Raw genomic sequence first — 18830 nt, 5'->3', positions numbered from 1 at the left:
CTCAGAAGAAGGGCCACGGGAACGCCGGCATCGCGCCCCGAGGTCCGGGGAAGACGCCCTTGCGGAGCAACCGGTCGCAGCGGGTGGCCAGCGCGGCCAGCTCGTCGTCGCTGAGCAGCTCGGCCAGGCGCGGCCCGAGGTCGCCGTCCAGCTGCGCGCGGACGCGTTCCACGCCCGCCGCCTCCTCGTCGTGGAGCGCGTCGCCTCGCCAGCCCCACAGGACCGTCCGCAGCTTGTGCTCGACGTGGAAGCTGACGCCGTGGTCGACGCCGTACCGGTGGCCCGGCTGCGTCGGGAGGATGTGGCCGCCCTTGCGGTCGGCGTTGTTCACGACGACGTCGAAGACGGCCATCCGGCGCAGAGCGGGGGAGTCCTCGTGGATCAGGGTGAGCGGCTGGTCGTCGTCGTCGATCCCCTGGAAGACGGCGCGCCAGCCCTCCGTCGGCACGGCCTGCGCGGGGACGATGTCGACCGGATCCTGCTCGGCGTCGGGCTCCTGCCAGAGCTGCACCATGCCGGGGCCCAGCGGCCCGTCGCGCAGGATCGTGACCGGGACGATGTCCCAGCCGAACGCCTCCGAGACGAGGTACGCCGCGGCCTCGCGGTTCGCCAGCGTGCCGTCCGGGAAGTCCCACAGGGGCCGCTCCCCGGCGACGGGCTTGTAGACGACCTGGACCTCGCCGATCGTGGCGAGGAAGGTCGCGTTCGAGGCGACCGTGATGCGCCCGACGAGCTCGAGCTCACCGCCGAGCAGGTCGGTCACGACTCCTCGGGCAGGCGGCACACGTGGCCGTCGTCGTCGACGGGCTCGCCGCAGAGGGGACACGCGGGCCGGCCCGACCGGACGACCTGCCGGGTGCGCTGGACGAACGCCCGCGCGGTCCCCACCGGCATCCGGACCAGGAGCATCTCGCTCGAGTCCTCGGGATCGGTTTCCTCCTCGTCGGAGGTCTCGTCCAACGGGAAGGCCTCGACGATGACCTGCGCGGTCGAGGGGTCCCAGCCCAGGCGCATCAACCCGGCGCGGAACTCTTCCTCGACGGGTTGGTCCAGGGGGTCGTTGTCGACGAGCTCGGCGGGTGTGTCGGCGGGAACGCTGAACCGGTTGCCCTCGTCGGCCATCAGCGCGTCCAGGATCTCGTCGATCTTCTCGGCGAGCACCGCGGACTGTTCCTTCTCGAGGCCGATGCTGGCGCTCCGGGCGCCGTCGCGCACCTGCAGGTAGAAGGATCGCGAACCGGGGCGACCGACGGTGCCCACCACCACACGGTCGGGCCAGTCGAACAGGTGAACAAGTGCCGGCATGTCGCCCATTTTAGGAGCGGACGTCTGCGACCGCTGCGGGGCCGGCGCCGCCCCCGACCTGCGCGTCGCCCACCGGACCGGCGGAGCGCAGCCACGAGAGGTCGCCGGAGTCCGTGTTGGTGGCCACGACCTCGGGGCGAGTCGTCCCGTACCTGATGATCGAGAGCGAGCCGGGGTTGACGGTGATGCGCTGGAACAGGTCGAGACCCATGCCCAGCGCGTCGGCGAGGACGGACTTGATGATGTCGCCGTGCGAGACCGCCACCCACACCGCGCCGGCGCCGTGCTCCGCCTCCAGCGCCGCGTCGTGCCGCCGGATGGCCGCCACCGACCGGCCCTGCATGGCGGTCATCGACTCGCCGCCCGGGAACACGGCCTCGGACGGCTTGGTCTGCACGACCGACCACAGCGGCTCCTGCGCGAGCTCCTTGAGGGGCCGCCCCTGCCACTGCCCGTAGTCGCACTCGACGATGCCCGCGTCGAGCTGCGGCTGCAGGTCGCTGTGGTGCTCCGCGATGATCCGCGCCGTCTGCCGGCATCGCGCCAGAGGGCTCGTGACCACCGCGACCAGCGGCACCGGGTCGAGCCGTTCCGCCGCCCGCGCGGCCTGGCTGCGTCCGACGTCGTCGAGATCGACGCCGGCCGCCCGCCCGGTCAGGATCCCCGCGACGTTCGCCGTGCTCCGACCGTGCCGGACGAGGATGACGGTGGCCATGCCTGGAGCCTAGGCACCCCTGCGCGCGAAGGCGTCGGCTGACCTCGCGGCCCGGCCCGTTCAGCACGTCTGGCGGTACGGACCCAGGGCGGAGGCGTAGGTCGCCCACTCGACCTTGGTCAGGTTCCGACCGGCGACGGCGCAGGCGGCCTTGCTGAGGTGCGCGGGGTCGAGGTCCCACTCGGCGACACCTTGGGCGACGGTGACCAGCACGGCCTCGCCGTCGGGACGCAGGTAGCCCGGGTGGGTGATCTGGGTGCCGAACGGCCGGGTGGTGCCGACGGCCAAGCTCCCATCCTGCTGCCTGGGCGTGGAGCTCGGTATCGGCTCGCCGAGCCGGATGCCCACGTCCGGGTCGTAGACGCTGACGCTCTGGTCGTCGGCCGTGGCGATCAAGATCGTGCCGTCGGCCGAGAACTGCAGGTTGGAGATGGCACCGCGCGCGCCCGGCAGGTCCCGGAGGGTCCGCATCGTCGCGCTGTCGACGAGCTTGATCGAGCCGCGTCGCGCGACGGCGAGCAGGCCGTCGTCCCGCAGGGCGACCACGTCGGCGTCAGGCCGCGCCTCCCCGACAGGCCCGCCGGTGCGGCCGTCGTACATCTGCACGACCGTGTTCGTCCCCACGTCCGTGGACTGAGAAGCGGCTTGGTTCCCGGTGAAGTCCTCGAGCGCGATCGCCACCCGCGAACCGTCCGAGGTCGCAGACATGTCGACCACGGCCTGACCGCGCCCGTCGATCGGGTTCTGGTCCCACGTCTGCGTGGTGGTGCTGCCGATCCAGAGCTGCCAGCCGGGCATGGACACGTATGCCCGGTCGCCCGACGGCGAGGACCAGATCTGCTCAGCATCGACGGGCACGCGAAGGCCGTCCGACACCTCCTGGCCGGTCCGTGCGTCGATCGGTCGCAGCGTGTCCTCGCCAGGGACGTAGGCCGCGACGATGTCCCGGAAGAGCCAGCTGACCTCGCGGACGGGGTCCGGCAGCGTCTGCGCCGGGGTGTCCGTGCGCGCGTCCCACACCGCGTAGGACGTCAGTTCCGCTGTGCTCCGCGCATCGGCCGGCCGACGGGCGGTCAGGAACGTGCGCCCGTCCGGGTCGTACCCGGCCGCCGCGACGGAGCCGCGGGCCAGGAGGCGGGTCACCGGTCCGGCCCCGTCGATCCTCCAGCGGGTGATCACGGGCGCCCCCGCACCGAACACCACGAGTTCTCCTTGCGACACAGAGAGATCCCCGACGTCGCCGCGCTGGATGTCGAGCCGGACGCCGTTTTCGGTCCCGGTCGTGAGCGAGCGTTCCCGCACGACTCCGAACCGGTCGCCGCAGAGCACGAGGCCCGCCTCGAGAGCCACGGTGAACCACGAGCACGAGTCGGCACGGGCCCCACTGAGGTCGGCAGTCCAGAGGATCGCGCCGGTGGACGGCACGACGGCGACCAGCGCGAACGGCCCCACGAGGACGACGAGGTCGTCCCCGGCGGCCACGGCGTGCTCGTCGGTGACGGCGCGACCGGCGAGGCGTCCCGCGATGGAGGACTGCGTCGGGGCTCGCGGCAGACCGGCATGGCTCTCGGAGGGCGGCGTCGGAACATCGATAGTCCGCTGCGTGACCAGCGTGCTCGGGTCGAGCACCCGGATGGGGCCGTCAGCCGACCCCACGACCAGTCGCCCCGACGCATCGAACGCGGCGCCGGCCTTCCCGGTGCCTGTCAGCGTCCCGAGAACGACGCCGTCCTCGACCCGCCGCAAGGTCACGGAGCCGTCGTTGCCCGCGACCGTCACGACCACCTGACCGTGCGGGTCGAGGGCGAGCTCACCCGCGGGGCCTGTGGGCAGCGGGCCGAGGAGTCGCGCTCCTGTGGCGATGTCGTAGACGGTCAGCGACCTGCCCTTCTGGATCGCTGCTCGTGTGCCGTCGTCACTGACCCGCACGAGCGGGCGCGGCCCTTCGTCCGCCGTCGCGATCGGATCGAACGTGCGGATGACGGAGCCGTCCTCGGTGTTGACCAGCTGCGGCGTGGCGGCATCGACGACGACGACTGACATGGCGGTTCCCGGGACGCTCGAACCCGCGATGCGCGTGGCGCCGGGGACGCGTCGATAGCCGACGAACCCCGGGGCGGCGGTGAAGGTGCTCAGCAGCGCCGAGCGTGCGTGCGCGTCGCCGGGTGCCCGGCGGTATGCCTCGACGGCCAGCAGCGCTGCTGCGTCACGGTTCGTGGCCTGCAAGGCGATGGACTGGTTGACCAGCACCTGCAGCTGCGCATCGTTCCGGGCCCGGGCTGCGTCCGACCGGCTCACGCCGGCCACCGAGGCCGCCAGGATCGCCAGGACGAGGACGGCGACCACGCCGGACAGGGCGGTCCGCAGCCGACGGTTCTGGCGGGCGTCGCGTGCCGCTCGCAGCGCGAGCGAGTCCGCGTCTGCGTCGCGCAGTGCCCGTGCCGCGTCGAGGAAATCGCCCTCGACTGCTGTCAGGTCGGGGGTCGTCGTCGCCCGCCACTCGAGGGCCGCGTCCAAGCGTGCACCTCGATACAGCTCACCGCTCGGGCGTCCGAGAGTGTCCCAGCCGTTCGCGGCTGCGCTCAGGTGCCGCAGGATGCGCACGCCGGCCGCGTCGTCGTCGAGCCACGCCCGCAGTCGGGGCCAGGCACGTACCAGCGACTCGTGCGCGATCTCGATCGTGCCCTCGTCAGCGGTCAGGAGGCGGGCCCGGACGAGGTCTCTCATGACGCGATCTCGGCCGCCGTCGAAGCCCAGCGCGCGCATGGGTTGGCGACGGTGGATCGCGCCGCCCTCGCCCGACGGCGTCACCAGCCGCAGCAGGAGCGCTCGACAGGTGGACCGATCCGCCTCCGAGTACCCCTGGTAGACGCGCTCGGCGGTCTGCGCGACGGCGGCCGAGATGCCACCGGACGCCTGGTAGCCGTCGACGGTCAGGACGGACCCGTCGCGTCGGCGCCACGTCTCGACCAGCGCGTGCGACAGCAACGGGAGCGACCCTGTTCCGTCTCCCGCCTCCCTGACAAGAAGCTCGACCAGACCCCGCTCGAGGCGCAGGCCGGCCTGCCGCGCCGGCTCCTCGATGACCTCCCGCAGCTGGTCGTCGGTGAGCGGACGGACCAGGTGCAGCCCGTGCTCGGTCAGCTGTGCCAGGCGGGGGTCGATGCTGAGCCCGGCCATCTGGTCGACCCGCACGGTGACGACGACGAGGTGGTCGTCCGTCGCCGCAGCCACCAGGCGGCAGAAGTCGCGGACGACGCCCTCCCGGTAGCCGCCGACAAACAGGTCTTCCAGCTGGTCGACCACCAGGGCCGACGCCGTCGGGGTGCTACCGATCGCCTCGCGCAGCGCGCCGACCGGGTCCGGCCCCGGCATGACGACCACTGCCGGTGCGCCCTGGTGACGGAGTGCCGCGGCGACGCCGGCCCGCGCCAGCGAGCTCTTGCCCGCTCCGGACGGTCCCGCGATCACGAGCAGGGGATGAGCGCGGAGCCGGCTCATGCACGCGTCGATCTCGGCGGCCCGACCGTAGAACTGTTCGCTGTCGTCCACACCGAACGCGGCCAGCCCCCGGTAGGGGCAGTCCTGGTGGCCCTCCGGCGCGGGCTCGATGGCCGCGATCCTCGGGTCGTGATGGAGGATCTGCTGCTCCAGCTCCCTGAGCTGTGCACCTGGATCGACACCGAGCTCGGCGACGAGGTGCCGACGAGCCTCACGCAGGGTGAGCAGCGCGTCGCCTTGCCGGTCGCAGCGGTACTGGGCCAGTGCCAGGATCGCCCACCGCCGCTCCCGCAGCGGGTCCTGCTCGACGAGCTTGCGGGCGTCGCTCGCGACCGCGCGGTGCTCGCCGGCCGCGAGCTGCGCCTCGAGGAGGTCTTCCTCGCAGGTGGACCGCAGCTCCGTCAGGCGCGCCACCTCGCTCGCGGCGCCGTCCCACTCACGCAGCTCCGCGAAGGGGTCTCCGCGCCAGAGCGCCAGCGAACGGCTGTACGCGCTCGCGGCGCGGTCCGGCTCCCCGGACGCAGCGAACGTACGCGCGCGGGCGACACCCTCAGCGAACGCGTCGACGTCGATGTCCCCGTCCGGCAGCTCGAGGCGGTACCCGCCCGGGCAGGTGACGATCGCACCCGTCGGCAAGACCCGGCGGATGTGCCCGATCGTGGCTTGCAGCTGCTTCGGCCACGTGGCCGGTGGCTCCGGACCCCAGCTCGCGTCGGCCAGCTCGTCGAGGCTGACGGACACAGGGCGCCGCAGCACGAGCGCGCAGAGCGCCGTCCGCGCCCGTGGACTCAACGGCGTTCCGCCATCGATCTCGATCGGCCCCAAGACACGGACGGCCATGTCCGCAGTGTGCGGCGGCCCGTCGGGGCCGGTCAATGGTCCGTATACCGGGTGCATACCGGGGGAGCGACGGCTTCATACCTCGCGGTCCGACGGTCGAGTCATGAACCGATCACGACGTCCTCATGTCACCACCCTCTTGACCTTCGACTTCGAGGCGGAACCGGAGCCGACCCACGTGGCGCCGCCACCGCATCACGCTCGTCTGGCCGGTGCCGGAGCCGCGCTGGCCGTCGCGGCGGTCCTCGTCCTGAACGCGCCGAACATCGGTGCGAGCCCACCGGCACCCGTACCGAGCATGTCCACTGACGTGTCCACTGCCGTGTCCTGCGGGGCGGTGATCCCGTGCTCACCCTCCGGTGAGGTCGCGGCCCGGTGGGCTCGCGAGAGAGATGCCGCGCGACACGAACGCGAACACGCGGGGCCGCGATCGCGGATGCCGGGGACCAGCGACGCCGTCGATCGGCTGGGGCCGGACAACGCGTACCCGGATGCGGCGCGGGTGGAGGTCATGGTGCCCTGAGAGAGGTGACCACGCACCTGGTCCAGCCCCGACCCTCGCGCTAACCCGACATTTCCCCTACTCTCTACAACGTTGGAATGTTAGCGCTCACATCGAGCCGACCAACCAGACGGCGCACATCGACGTGCGCAAGGAGGCAGCCATGCCCGTCGCAGCGTCGCGACAGCCCAGCACCACCCGCCGACCTCGTTCCCTCGCCCTGGCCGCAGCCCTCGCCGCCGCGCTCGTCGTGCCGCTCGGCATCTCGGCGGCGACGCGGGCCAGCGCCGCCGCTCCGCCCGTGCCCGCGGGCGCCTGGACGGACGGCTTCGACTCCGCGACGCTCGGTCAGCGCTGGACGGCCGTGAACGACGAGCCCACGGCGCGCTCGCTCACGACGAACCCCGGCGCGCTGACCCTCACGGCCTTGCAGGGCGACACCTACCAGGGCAACAACTCGGCGCGGAACGTCATGACGCTCGACATCCCGGACGGGGACTTCTCCATCTCCGTGACCGTGCAGGCGCCCGTCGAGCGGGTGTTCCAGGGCGCGGGTCTCATCGCGTACCAGAACCTCGACAACTACGTGCGCGCCGGCCTCACGTTCGTCGGCGGGCTCACGCCGTCGGGCGTCGCGATCGAGAACGACATCGAGACCGACGCGGCGTTCCTCGCGGCCGGCTTCGAGGACCGCCCGGGGTCGACGGGGGAGACGCTGCGGCTGACGCGCGCGGGCAGCACCGTGACGACGGCACGCTGGGACGAGCCCGCGGCTGCGTGGGTCGACGTGAGCTCGGTGGACGTGACGTTCCCGATCGAGCACGTCGGCCTGTACGCGCTCGGGGCGCTGGACGGCACGACCTATCCGGCGGTGTTCGACGACGTCCGGCTGGTGGCCTCGCCGGGTGAGGACGTGGTGCCGGACGGGCCTTTCACCCTGCGCGCACCAGGCGACGCCCCGCACCTGACCGCCGGAGCCGACGGCGCGATCGTCGTCGCGGAGCAGCGGCCTGGCGACACCTTCGTGCTCGACGCGACGGAGGTCGCGGGCACGCCCGGCGCGGTGACGCTGGTCGCGGGCGACCGGCCGGTCGTCGCACGAGCCGACGGCCACCTCGCCCTGGGCGAGGCCGGCGACGCGCCGACGGCCCTGCGGATCACGGAGGCCGGCGGCGGCAAGCTGCACCTCGCGCTCGCGGACGGCTCGAAGGCTGTGGGGATCGTCGACGGCGGGCTCGTGCTGGGCGACCCCGACGCCGCGGCCGGGTTCGTGCTCGAGCCGTTCACGGTGGCCGAGGGCACGTCGATCACGATCGACGGCGACGGCACCGACGCGGAGATCTCCGACCGCCTGTACGGGATCTTCTACGAGGACATCAACTACGCGGCCGACGGCGGCCTGTACGCCGAGCTGGTGCGCAACCGCTCGTTCGAGTTCAACACGTCCGACAACGGCACGTTCAACGGCCTCACCGGGTGGGACGTCCTGAACCGGAGCGGCGCGGGCACCACGGTCACGGTCGTCGACGACGCCGGCCGGCTCAACGCCACCAACCGCACGCGAGCCGTGCTGGTCGCGGCCGCGGCCGGCGACGGCCTGCGCAACGCCAGCTTCAACACCGGCGTCGCGGTGCAGGACGGCGAGAAGTACGACGCGAGCATCTGGGTGCGCACGACGACGGCGCAGACGATCACCCTCGCCGTCGAGAACGCCGACGGCACGCAGACCGTCGCGTCCGGCACGGTCGACGTCGACGGCTCGGACACGTGGAGCAAGTACGAGGTCGCGCTGACCGCGAGCGCCACCACCGATGCGGGCCGGTTCGTCGTCCTCGCCGGCGCACCCTCGACCGTCAACCTCGACCAGGTGTCGCTGTTCCCGCAGGACACGTGGGTCGGACCGGTCAACGGCACGTCCGTGCTGCGCAAGGACCTCGCGGAGAAGATCGCCTCCCTGCACCCGTCGTTCCTGCGCTTCCCCGGCGGCTGCGTGACCAACGTCGGCACCTTCAAGTCCTACGAGGAGTCCGGCTACACCGACCGCCGCCGCACGTACCAGTGGAAGGAGACCATCGGCCCGGTCGAGGAGCGCGCCACCAACTGGAACTTCTGGGGCTACAACCAGTCCTACGGCATCGGCTACCTGGAGTACATGGAGCTCGCCGAGGACGTCGGCGCCGTCCCGCTGCCCGTCCTGTCGGTCGGCGCGAACGGTTGCGGCAGCACCATCCCCGAGATGACCGACCCCGCGCAGATCGACCGCTGGGTGCAGGACACGCTCGACCTCATCGAGTTCGCCACGGGCGACGTCTCGACGACGTGGGGCGCCAAGCGCGCGGCGCTGGGTCACCCCGAGCCGTTCGAGCTGCCGTACATCGGGCTCGGCAACGAGGAGAACAGCACCACCTTCGAGGCCAACTTCCCGAAGTTCAAGGACGCGATCGAGGCCGCCTACCCGGACATCAAGATCATCTCCAACTCGGGTCCGGACGACACGGGCGCCCGCTTCGACACCCTGTGGGACTTCAACCGCGCGCAGGGCGTGGACCTCGTCGACGAGCACTACTACAACGACCCGGGCTGGTTCCTCTCGAACACCGACCGGTACGACTCGTACGACCGTGAGGGTCCGCACGTGTTCCTCGGTGAGTACGCGTCCCAGGGCAACTCGTGGTGGAACGGCCTGACCGAGGCCGCCTACATGACGGGCCTGGAGCGCAACGGCGACCTCGTCGAGCTCGCGTCGTACGCACCGCTGCTCGCCAACGAGTCGAACGTGCAGTGGTCGCCGGACGCGATCTGGTTCGACAACGACGAGTCCTGGGTCAGCGCGAACTACTGGGTCCAGCACCTGTTCTCGAACAACGTCGGCGACCAGGTGGTGCCCAGCACCCTGAGGACACCGTCGGTCGAACCCGTGCCGCTCGATGGCGGAGTGTTCCTGTCCACCTGGAGCACCGCGGCGGCGTACGACAACCTCCGGGTGACGGACAACGCCGGCGGCGGGGTGCTGTTCGAGGACAGCTTCGCGGACGCCTCCGCGTGGTCGCCGCAGACCGGCTCCTGGTCGGTGGTGAACGGCGAGTACGTCCAGTCGAGCACCACGACCAACGACGCGCGCAGCGTGCCGACCGGCGCGTACGAGAAGGACTGGAGCAACTACACGCTCGAGCTCGACGCCCGCAAGGACGCCGGCTCCGAGGGTTTCCTCGTCGGCTTCGCCGCCGGCGGCCCGACCGACTACTTCTGGTGGAACCTCGGCGGCTGGAACAACACCCGCCAGGCCCTGCAGAAGGCCCAGGGCGGCGGCGCCGGCGAGGTGAAGGCGGTCGAGGGCTCCAGCATCGAGACCGGCCGGACCTACCGGGTCAAGGTCGTCGTGCAGGACCGGCACATCGAGCTGTACCTCGACGGCGTGCTCCAGATGGCGTACGACGACCCCGCGCCGGCCGCCGACGTCTTCCAGGTGGTCACGCGCGACGAGGACAGCGGCGACATCGTCGCCAAGGTGGTCAACGTCTCGGCCGCTACGCAGCGCACCCAGGTCGAGGTGTCCGACGCCGTGATCGCCCCGACCGGGTCCGTCACGGAGATCGTGGCCCCGCCCGGGGCGACGAACACCAAGGCCGCACCCGGCACGGTCACGCCGGTCACTCGCGAGATCGACGGGCTGTCGTCGTCGTTCTCGTACGATCTGCCGCCGTACTCGGTGACGTTCCTGACGATGCACACGGTGCCGGACACGACGGCACCGACCGTCGACTCGCTGCTCGTCTCGCCCCAAGCCGCGCACGGCTGGCGCAAGGCACCCGCGACCGTCGTGGCCACCGCGTCCGACGACCGCGCGGTCGCGACGCTCGAGACGTCCGTCGACGGCGGCCCGTGGACGGCGGCCGACGACCCGACGACCATCTCCGTCCAGGTGGACGGGCACGGCGAGCACACCGTGCAGGTCCGCGCGACGGACGCCGCCGGCAACGTCTCCACGGTCCGGTCGACCACGTTCCGGCTCGACGCGATCGCGCCGACCACCTCGGCGTCGGTCGACGTGGCGAAGCGCCGCGTGAAGCTCGACGCGACCGACACGGGCTCGGGCGTGGAGCGGATCGAGTACCGGCTGGGCGCCGGGCCGTGGACGACGTACCACGGTCAGGTCAAGGTCGGTGCCGACGCCGCGGTGGTCGAGCACCGGGCGGTGGACAAGGTCGGGAACGTGGGCCCGACGACGAGCACCGACGTACCGGCTCCACCTCGGCGCTGACCGTCGTCCCCCCGCGCACGGGCGCGGGGGGTGCCGCGATCACAGTCCGGACACCATTTGCAACGTTGTAGAACAGGGATCAGCATGGAGACATACCGACCCACAACGACGTGGAAGACGAGGATTCCTATGAAGCGCACCGCCCTCTGGCTCGCCCTGCTCGCCATCGCGAGCCTCGTCGGGCTCGCCGGTCCGGCATCGCCCGCGACCGCCGCGCCACCTGCGACCGCCGAACGACCGGTCGACCCCATCGCGCACGACCCGACGATGGTCAAGGAGAAGGGCTGGTACTACGTCGCGATCACGGGTGACGCCGCGTTCGACAACACGTACCTCCCGTTCAAGCGCTCTCGCGACCTGGTCCACTGGGAAGATCTCGCCCCGGCGATGACCGAGCTCCCGGCCTGGGTGCTCTCGGCGCTGGGCGTCTCCGCCGAGCAGGCTCCCCGGGACGCGTGGGCTCCTGACCTGAGCTGGTCGGGGACCGAGTGGCGGCTGTACTACGCGGTCTCGCAGTTCGGTACCAACAACTCGGTCATCGGACTGCTGACCTCGCCGTCGCTGGCGGACCCCCAGTGGGTGGACCGCGGGCTGGTGGTCCGCTCGCAGCCGGGCGTGGACACTTTCAACGCGATCGACCCGAATATCGTCACGGACGCCGACGGCGGGACGTGGCTCTCGTTCGGCTCGTTCTTCTCCGGCATCCACCTCCTGCCGGTCGACGCCGCCACCGGACTGGCCGTCGACGGCGCCCAGCCGGTCCAGATCGCCCAGCGCGTCTTCCCGCCCAACGCGGAGGAGAACTCGACGATCGCGTGGCACGACGGCTATTACTACCTGTTCCTGTCGTGGGACTACTGCTGCCGCAGCGTCGAGAGCGACTACCGCACGGTCGTCGGTCGCTCGACGGAGCTCACCGGCCCCTACCTGGACGCCGACGGCGTGCCGCTGCTCGGCGGCAAGGGTGGCACCGAGGTCATGCGCGGCTACAACGAGTTCGTCGGGGCCGGCGGAGCCGACCTGCTCATGGAGAAGAACGGGCGGACCGGGTACGTCGTCAACCACTACTACGACGCGACCGACGGTGGCGCCCCGCGACTGAACGTCCGCACCCTGACCTGGGGACGTGACGGCTGGCCGGTGGTCAGCGAGCCCATCAACCCCAGCCGCTCCCTCGGTCACGGCGACGCGTACGTCCAGGTCGTCGCCCGGGGCGGGAGCGCCGTCGTCGAGAACGCGGGCTGCGGCTACGAGGGCGCGAACATCGCGCTGTGGACCGACCTCGACAACGCCTGCCAGCAGTGGCAGCTCTCCGACCGCGGCACTGGCACGCGGATCCTCAACCGGTTCAGCAACAACGTCGCCGAGGTCGGCGCGTGCCAGAACGTCGACGGCGGCAACGTCGCCCAGTGGGGCTGGCTCGGCTTCCTCCCGAACAACGACTGCCAGCGCTGGAGCTTCTCGGCGGCGGGCCAGGGGTGGACGACGGTCGCGAGCATCCTGCCCGGCAACCGCGTCTGGACGGTGCAGGGCGCTCCGGTCGCGGGCAGCAACGTCGCGATCAGCACCCCGACCGGGGGTGCCGACCAGCAGTTCCGGTTCGAGCCCGTCGGCGACGTGCTGCTGGCGAGCTCGACGAGCCCGACGGAGACTCTCGGGGCCGACGTCTGCACCGCGCGACCGGCGCACGGCACGCCGGTGTCGTTCCAAGCCCGTGACGACCGGCGGTGCCAGACCTGGCACCTCGATCCCGTGGTCGGGACCGCGACCTACACGGTGAGCAGCGCCGACGGCCGGCCCGCCTGCCTGACCGACGGCGGGAGCGGTGGGCTGCGGATGGTCGAGGCGGGGCGGAAGGACGCCGAGTGCAGCGCCTGGACGCTCGTGCCGACCGACGACGGCACGTGGTCGCTCGCGAGCGACCGCACCACGCTCGCCGTGCGACTGCTCCTGCCGTAGGACGCACACCGGCCGGCCACCGCGGCGGCCGGCCGGTGTCGCGTGGCTACAGCTTGAGGGAGATGAGCATCCCGCCGTCTTCCACGAGGGCGTTCGTGGTCGCGTAGAGCGTCGACCCGTTGACGTCGACGTCGGCCGCCATGCCCGCGCCGAGGAAGAGGCTCGCGGTGTGCGACCCCGCGGGGACCTTGAAGATGCCGTCCCCGAACAACGACGCGATGTACAGGTTGCCGCGACCGTCGAACGCCAGGCCGGTGGGGGTCACCAGGTTCTCGACGTGGACCTGCAGCTGTCCGGTCGCCGGGGCGACCCGGAACACGGCACCGCGAGGTCCGAAGGAGGCGTCCTCCGGTCCACCGGGGAGCGACGACACGTACAGCCAGCCGTCCGGTCCCACCTGGACGTCCGTCGGGACAGGCTCGAAGACGTACGTCAGCCCGACGCAGGCGCCGATGGGGAACGCTGTGGCCGCCTCCTGGGTGATGACCGCCGGGCGCGGCGGCAGGACGGCCACCGTTCGGATCGCACCGGTGGTGAGATTCACGGCGAGCACGGCGTTCATGCCCGCGTCGGCGACGTACGCGACGTTGCCGGCGACGGTCAGCGCGTAGGGGTGCGAGTCGACCTCACCGGTGTAGCTGGTGGGGAATCCGAGGTTGGAGAGCTGCGCGACGCAGTCCGGGTGGGCTGCGACGTCCGCGGCCGAGAGCCCGTAGTGCACACCGCCATCCGCGTTGTTCGCGGTCTCGTAGGCGCCGATCTGATCGGTGACGGTGCTGACCGTCCCGCGCCCGTGGATCGACTTGAGCGACCCGGCCAGTGGCCTGGGGTCCTCCGGACCCGCTCCCTGGCTCTCGAGGAAGTAGAGGGTGCTCCCTCGGTAGTCGCTGCCCGAGACGTCCCAGCCCGGGGCCTCGTAGACCGTCGTGCTCGACCAGTTGTCGAAGGTGGTGAGCTGGCCCAAGAACTCCTGGGAGACCGTGACGTCCTTGCCTGGCCCCCCGGACACGTGGAGCGGACTGACGAGTCCCTCGGCGAGCGTCGTGGGTCCGGGCGGCGGCGGGGCCGCGCTGGCGGCGGCGACTGGCCCGAGGACCAGGAGAGCGGCGGCGCTGACGATGACAGCGGGAGTCCTCATTGATCTCCTCCATCTTCACGAACAAGCGGGACAAATCTCCCATAACACCGCGAACGAGGTTACGCGCGTGCGACCGAGCCCGCTAGGAGCTGCCGGGGGTGACGCGCGTGGTTCAGCGGCGCCTCAGTGCTCGCCCTTGATCACGAAGAAGGAGCCCCGGATCGTGCCGGCCAGCTTCGACTTCTGCCTCGCGAACTTGAAGCGTGACGCGAGCTCCTCGGGAACCTCCATGCCGTCGGACAGCTTGAAACCGACCGCGCGCTTCTTGCCGTCCTCGAGGCCGTACATCACGTTGATGGACAGGCCCGACTCGTAGAAGACGTAGGCCATCCGGGTCCCGTCGACGACGAAGGACGTCGCCTCGAGAGGGCGGGACGCGATCACCAGGTCGCGCTCGTCCTTGAGGATCCCGTGCACCCAGTCCACCGTCTCGACCGCCTCGGCGGCGGGGTCGACGGTGAAGACGTGGTCGAACTTGTTCTTGAAGTAGCGGGCCTCGTTGGCTCTCAGGCCGGCGAGAGCCTCCGCGACGGGCGAGGACTCCAGCCCGGTGGTGGAGACATCGGTGAAGTCGACGACGTACGGCACGTGAACCCTCCCAGCGTGGACCTGACACCGGGAGACTATCCACCGCGCCAGGTGCGACCAGGCACCTTGACGTGCTGGCGCGCGCTCAGTGCTGCTGGCGCATCCGCAGCCGCGTCGGGCGACCGTCGGGGTCGACGACGGCGTGGTAGACGGGGGTCGCGAGCAGGCGCTGCCAGGGCGGCAGGTGCCCGACCGAGTGCGCTCGCAGCCGGCCGGGCGGACGCGGGCCCGACCGACCGCCGGCGTACCACGCGTCCAGAGCGGCGGCGCTCGACCGCACGGCCTCGACCGCGTCAGCGGGGTCGATCAGCCCGTCGTCGGAGTCGCGATCGAGGTGCTCGCGCCACAGCTCGAGCCGGAGCTCGCGGGCGAACCCTCGCGCGCCGTCGCCCAGGCCCGCGGGATCGCGGGGCTCCCGTCCGTCCAGGCGCCGGTCGAGGACCGCCGCCGTGAGCTCGGAGTCGTGGGTCCAGGACCGGCGGTTGAGGTTGTCGCTGCCGACCGTGGCCCACACGTCGTCGACCACGCAGACCTTCGCGTGCACGTAGACGGGAGTGCCGTCACGGTTCTCGACGTCGAGCACCTGGACGCGGTCGCCACCCGCGGCGCGCACGATCTCCAGGGCCCGCGCGTGGCCGAGCCGCACCGGCGGCAGGCTCAGCCGGCCGTCCTGGTCCGGATACCGGGGGACGACCGCGATGAGGTGCAGCCCGGGCTCGCGGCGCAGGGCGGCGGCGAAGACCTGCGCGACGTCGGCCGACCACAGGTACTGGTCCTCGACGTAGACGAGGCGCCGGGCCCGCCGCAGCGCCTTGGCGTACCCGCGGGCGGCGCTCCGTTCGCCGTCTGGCGCGAACGGGTACCCGGGGTGGCGCTGGGGGTAGGTGCGCAGGAGCTGGACGGCGCACGTGCCGGCCTGGGGCGGGGGAGGCGCCGCCGGCGGGAGCCTGCTGGGCTCCCGGTCCTCCCGGTGCAGCACGTCGGGCACGACCTGCCACGGCAGCCGGGAGAGTGCGGCGGGGTCCTCCCACCGCTCGCGGAAGACGTCCTCGACGTCCCGGACGGCCGGGCCGCGGATCTCGACCTGGACGTCGTGCCACGGCGGCCGCGGCCCGTACTGGTGGGCGAAGGGCTGCCCCTGGGGATCGCCGTGGTGGTCGGCGTCGTCCCGCCGCGCGTGCGCCAGGTCGATCCCGCCGAGGAACGCCGTGTCGTCCGCCGGGCGGCCCGGGTGCCGGATGACCACGAACTTCTGGTGGTGGCTGCCGACGGCGCGGACGCGCTGGTCGAGCAGCACCTCGCCGCCGACGTCGTTGACGCTCTCGGAGAGGCTGCGGTTCTCCTCGTTGGAGAACCGCAGACCGTCGAGGTGCGAGCGCCAGATCAGTCCCTTGACCAGCGCGCCGCGGAGCACGGCCGCCGAGAGCGCCTGCGCGACGGTCTCGCCGTCGTGCGTCAGCCGCTCGTCGGGATCCCCGCGCCAGTCGCTGAAGAGCACGAGGTCCCCGTCGCTCGCCCGTGCCAGCGCGTCGGCAAGAACAGCGAAGTACGCGGAGCCGTGCACGAGCGGGCGCACCGCGTTGCCCTCGGTCCACGGCCGGATCCGCGTCGCGTCGTTGCCGCGCTGCTCCTCGGTGAGGAACCATCCCAGCTCCGTCTGCCCTCCGGCGATCGCCGGCAGGCGAACCCCGGACAGCGTCCGACGCCGGTGTGACCTGGGCCGGAGCGCCGGGAGTGCGTAGCGGTGCACGGGACCAAACTCGCACACGTGGCCGGTCGCGGCCACGCGCCAGATCTCCAGAGCACACGGTTCTGGACTTTTCGCCACGAGGCGATCGGGTGACGGGACTACTCGTCTGGTGGGCCTGCGCCGATGATCTCCGTGTACGAACGGCTCGCTGCGTCGTCATCCGGGCGGCCCGCGACCTCGGACGAGGAGTCACCATGGGCAGCACCCGCCGGACCGGGTTCAGGCGCCTGAGCCTCGGCGCGAAGGTGGGCGTCGGGATGGCCGTCGCCGCCGGCGCGCTGGGCGTGGCCGCCGCTGTGCCGGCAGCTGCCGACGCGGCGACGGACGACGGCGGCGACCAGGTGGTCGTCGCGCCGACCACCGAACCGACGGCAGAACCGTCGGCGGAACCCGTGGAGGAGGTCAGCGCCGAGCCGACCGCCGATGCCCCCGAAGCTGCCGACGACGAGTCGGACGCCGAGGATGCGGGCGAGGTCGACGACAGGCCCGGGGCCGACAACTTCGGCGCCTGGGTCTCGTCGCAGGCGCACGACGGCGGCGTGGACGGCCAGGCGATCTCGGAGGCCGCGCACGAGCGCAACGACGCGCGCCACGCCGCCAAGGCCGCGTCGGCGGCGAAGCACGCGCACGACAAGCCGAAGCACCCGCACGACAAGTAGGAGGGGACAGGCAGGCTCGTCCCGCACACCGCGCGCGACCCCACAGGTTCCGCCAGACTCGACGGATCACTCGTGCGACGTCGGGGGACCCGGTCATGAGCGTGCTGCGCACCAAGTCCGTCGAGCTGTCCCTGGCGGACGCCGAGGAGCCGGAGTTCAAGCTCAAACGCTCGCTGAGCGCGCTCGACCTGATCGTGTTCGGCGTCGGAGTGGTCATCGGCGCCGGCATCTTCACGCTCACCGGGCGCGCGGCGCACGACGTGGCGGGGCCGGGGATCGTCCTGTCGTTCGTCATCGCGGCCATCTGCTGTGCGCTCGCGGCCATGTGCTACGCGGAGTTCGCCTCGACCGTCCCGGTCTCGGGATCGGCGTACACGTTCAGCTACTCGTCCCTCGGCGAGATCTTCGCGTGGATCATCGGCTGGGACCTCATCCTCGAGATGTTCCTGGGCGCCAGCGTCGTCGCGCAGGGCTGGAGCGCGTACCTGGGGGTGCTGCTCGAGAACCTCGGCCTCGCGATCCCCGACGAGATCGCGTACGGCGGTGTCGTCGACGTCCCGTCGATCCTGCTGGTCGTGGTGTTGGGGGTGCTCATCACCATCGGGATCAAGGAGTCGTTGCGCGTCAACCTCGTGCTCGTCGCGCTCAAGCTGTTCGTCGTGCTGTTCGTCATCGTGGCAGGCATCCAGTTCATCTCGACGGAGAACTACAGCCCGTTCATCCCGCCCGCGCAGGCCACCGAGACGACGACCGGGTTGACCCAGCCGCTCCTGCAGGCGATCGCCGGGCTCGAGCCGACCGCGTTCGGCTGGGGCGGGGTCGTCGCTGGTGCGGCACTCGTCTTCTTCGCCTTCATCGGGTTCGACGTGGTCGCGACGACCGCCGAGGAGACCCGCCACCCGCAGCGGGACCTGCCCATCGGGATCATCGGATCGCTCATCATCTGCACGATCCTGTACTGCGCCGTCTCCATCGTCGTCACCGGGATGGTGAGCTACGACAAGCTCGACCCGGAGGCCGCGCTCGCCAACGCGTTCACCGCGCACGGCGAGGACTGGATGGCGACGGTCATCTCCGCGGGCGCCGTCGCCGGGCTGACGACCGTCGTGCTCACGCTCATGATCGGCGGGAGCCGCGTGATCTTCGCGATGAGCCGCGACCACCTCCTGCCCGCCGGGCTGGCCAAGGTGCACCCGACGTTCCGCACGCCGTACGTGATCACCGCCGTCGTGACGGTGGTCGTCGCGCTCGTCGCGGGCCTGACCCCCGTCGGGGTGCTGGAGGAGATGGTGAACATCGGCACCCTGAGCGCGTTCGTGCTGGTCAGCCTGGGTGTGCTGGTCCTGCGGCGCAAGCGCCCCGACCTGCCGCGCTCGTTCAAGGTGCCGTGGATGCCGGTGCTGCCGTTGCTGTCCGCCGCGATCTGCCTGTACCTGATGCTCAACCTGTCGGTCGAGACGTGGTTGCGATTCGTGGTGTGGCTGGTGCTGGGCTTCATCGTGTACTTCGGGTACTCGATGCGGCGCTCGCGGCTCGCGAAGGTGGAGCAGCAGCCGGTTCCTTGACGGCACCGGGTCGCGCTCCTAGGGTTTCGCCCACCGCCTGAGTTGGT

Annotated in this window: 11 protein-coding genes; 4 read left to right on the top strand and 7 right to left on the bottom strand. The window is 71.5% G+C overall.

The features are described 5' to 3' along the window. Position 1: 1 nt before the first annotated feature. The 4 genes from ACXJKA_RS03290 to ACXJKA_RS03275 are packed head-to-tail and all read right to left on the bottom strand — an operon-like array spanning position 2 to position 6361. Positions 2-763 (bottom strand): SCO1664 family protein, encoded by a 762-nt coding sequence (locus tag ACXJKA_RS03290; protein WP_456823745.1) that lies wholly within the window; start codon positions 761-763, stop codon positions 2-4. Further along, positions 760-1305: a DUF3090 domain-containing protein gene (locus ACXJKA_RS03285; RefSeq protein WP_456823744.1), complete on the bottom strand. Its 546-nt coding sequence runs from the start codon at positions 1303-1305 to the stop codon at positions 760-762. The genes ACXJKA_RS03290 and ACXJKA_RS03285 overlap by 4 nt, the downstream gene beginning before the upstream one ends. Before the next feature lie 10 nt (positions 1306-1315). Continuing rightward, positions 1316-2020, bottom strand: a complete 705-nt coding sequence (locus tag ACXJKA_RS03280; protein WP_456823743.1) for a histidine phosphatase family protein — start codon at positions 2018-2020, stop codon at positions 1316-1318. A gap of 60 nt (positions 2021-2080) precedes the next feature. Next, positions 2081-6361, bottom strand: a complete 4281-nt coding sequence (locus ACXJKA_RS03275; RefSeq protein WP_456823742.1) for an nSTAND1 domain-containing NTPase — start codon at positions 6359-6361, stop codon at positions 2081-2083. Positions 6362-7026: 665 nt separating this feature from the next. On the opposite strand from ACXJKA_RS03275, the gene ACXJKA_RS03270 reads away from it, so the two are divergent. Next, on the top strand, positions 7027-11124 hold the full coding sequence (locus tag ACXJKA_RS03270) for an alpha-L-arabinofuranosidase C-terminal domain-containing protein (RefSeq protein WP_456823741.1): 4098 nt from the start codon (positions 7027-7029) through the stop codon (positions 11122-11124). A 129-nt stretch (positions 11125-11253) separates the two neighbouring features. Continuing rightward, complete coding sequence (locus ACXJKA_RS03265; RefSeq protein ID WP_456823740.1) at positions 11254-13083, top strand: family 43 glycosylhydrolase; 1830 nt, start codon at positions 11254-11256, stop codon at positions 13081-13083. Positions 13084-13129: 46 nt separating this feature from the next. Here the strand turns inward: ACXJKA_RS03265 and ACXJKA_RS03260 are convergent, their stop codons facing one another. From ACXJKA_RS03260 to ACXJKA_RS03250, 3 genes are all read right to left on the bottom strand, one after another. Next, entirely contained in the window at positions 13130-14221 is a 1092-nt protein-coding gene (locus ACXJKA_RS03260; RefSeq protein ID WP_456823739.1) for a ScyD/ScyE family protein, read from the bottom strand. Between the two features lie 123 nt (positions 14222-14344). After that, positions 14345-14809, bottom strand: a complete 465-nt coding sequence (locus tag ACXJKA_RS03255) for a phage tail protein (protein WP_456823738.1) — start codon at positions 14807-14809, stop codon at positions 14345-14347. A gap of 85 nt (positions 14810-14894) precedes the next feature. Next, positions 14895-16595 carry a phospholipase D family protein gene (locus ACXJKA_RS03250; RefSeq protein ID WP_456823737.1) on the bottom strand — a complete coding sequence of 567 codons (1701 nt, stop codon included), beginning with the start codon at positions 16593-16595 and terminating at the stop codon, positions 14895-14897. A gap of 158 nt (positions 16596-16753) precedes the next feature. On the opposite strand from ACXJKA_RS03250, the gene ACXJKA_RS03245 reads away from it, so the two are divergent. Together ACXJKA_RS03245 and ACXJKA_RS03240 are read left to right on the top strand one after the other, a co-directional pair. After that, positions 16754-17218: a hypothetical protein gene (locus ACXJKA_RS03245; RefSeq protein ID WP_456823736.1), complete on the top strand. Its 465-nt coding sequence runs from the start codon at positions 16754-16756 to the stop codon at positions 17216-17218. Positions 17219-17313: 95 nt separating this feature from the next. Further along, positions 17314-18783: an amino acid permease gene (locus ACXJKA_RS03240; RefSeq protein ID WP_456823735.1), complete on the top strand. Its 1470-nt coding sequence runs from the start codon at positions 17314-17316 to the stop codon at positions 18781-18783. The last annotated feature ends 47 nt before the right edge of the window (positions 18784-18830 follow it).

Source organism: Cellulomonas sp. P5_E12 (assembly GCF_054049315.1).
This window is presented reverse-complemented; position numbering and strand designations above follow the sequence as displayed.